Annotated in this window: 1 protein-coding gene; it reads left to right on the forward strand. The window is 62.6% G+C overall.

Going from position 1 to position 1,573, the window contains the following annotated elements; genetic code table 11:
* Positions 1 to 103 precede the first annotated feature (103 nt).
* Complete coding sequence (locus CFB40_RS37560) at positions 104 to 1,519, forward strand: ISNCY family transposase (RefSeq protein ID WP_089434293.1); 1,416 nt, start codon at positions 104 to 106, stop codon at positions 1,517 to 1,519.
* The last annotated feature ends 54 nt before the right edge of the window (positions 1,520 to 1,573 follow it).

Raw genomic sequence — 1,573 nt, forward strand, 5'->3', positions numbered from 1 at the left:
TTGTAGCAGCCATATCCTAATGTCGTGTTCTGGCTATTTACAGATGTCGTGTTTTTGACTGCTGGCATGCTGGACGGCTCGTTGAGCGAGCGCGGAGCCGACCATGCAGCCAGCCGGATTGGTGACACTGACGATGCGAGAGCTTGATCGACTCAAGGTAATCCAGGCCGTGGTGGACACGGGCCTGAAGCCCGGACGTGCGGCCGAACGGCTGGGACTGAGCGTGCGACAGGTGGAAAGGCTGGTCATCCGATATCGAGAGCATGGATCTAGCGGCGTTGCTTCGGGCCGTCGTGGCCGGCCAGGCAACCGCAAGCTCGACGAAGGACTAGCGTTACGCGCCTTGACCACTATTCGAGAGCGTTACGCCGATTTCGGGCCGACGTTGGCCTGCGAGAAGCTGTGGGAATGCCATGGCATTCGGCTGGCCAAGGAAACGGTCAGGAAGCTGATGACGGATGCCGGGCTCTGGATTCCGCGCCGGCAGCGTCCGCCGAAGGTCTACCAGCCGCGAGCGCGCCGGGCGTGTCTGGGTGAACTGATCCAGATCGATGGTTGCGATCATCGGTGGTTCGAGGAACGGGCGCCGGCCTGCACGCTGCTGGTGTACGTGGACGACGCGACGAGCCGGCTGATGATGCTGCACTTCACGCAGACCGAGTCGACGTTCAGCTACTTCGAGGCCACGCGAGCGTATCTGGAGCGCCATGGCAAGCCGGTGGCGTTTTACAGCGACAAGTACAGCGTGTTCCGCAATACGAGCGCCAGCAAGACAGGCCAAAGCGTGACGCACTTCGGTCGGGCGATGTACGAGCTGAACATTGACACGTTCTGCGCGAACAGCAGCTCGGCCAAGGGACGTGTCGAGCGAGCGCACTTGACGCTGCAGGATCGGTTCCTCAAGGAGTTGAGACTGCGCGGCATCAGCACGGTGGCCGACGCGAACGCTTACGCGCCCTCCTTCATGGCCATGTATAACGAGCGCTTCGCGAAGCCACCGAAGAGCGGCTTTGATGCGCATCGACCGCTGCGGTCCGACGAGGATCTGGATCTGCTGCTGACCTGGCGCGAGACACGCCGGGTCACGAAGGCGCTGACGGTGCAGTACGACCGGGTGCTCTATCTGCTGGACGATACGCCGGGGAATCGGGCGTGGATACATCGTGACATCGAGGTGTGGGAGTACCCGGACGGACGCATCGAGCTTCGGGCGGCTGGCCAGCTACTGTCGGCACAATCCTACGATCGGCTGGCCGAGGTGGATCAAGGCGCGATCGTGGATCACAAGCGCCTGAGCCATGCGTTGCAGGTGGCACAAGCGTTTCAGGCGCAGCGCGACAGCCGGCGGATCGGCACTGCGCCGTCGCGAACGCATCGGGGGCTGCCGGTGCGGGCAAATGAAGCGCAACCCGGCACGAAGAAACCTCGCCGGTTCACGGTGACTGACATGGAAGCCGCGATTCTGGAAGTTGCGTCAAAAGCAGAAACTGAGCGGCGGTCTGCCAAGGCCCGCGGGTGAGCGTAAGCGCCCTGCTGCTTCAGGCTCGGCGCTTCAACGCTGAAGGACGGAAAG

Origin of the sequence: Burkholderia sp. AU31652, from assembly GCF_002223155.1 — a bacterium.
Classification (GTDB): domain Bacteria; phylum Pseudomonadota; class Gammaproteobacteria; order Burkholderiales; family Burkholderiaceae; genus Burkholderia.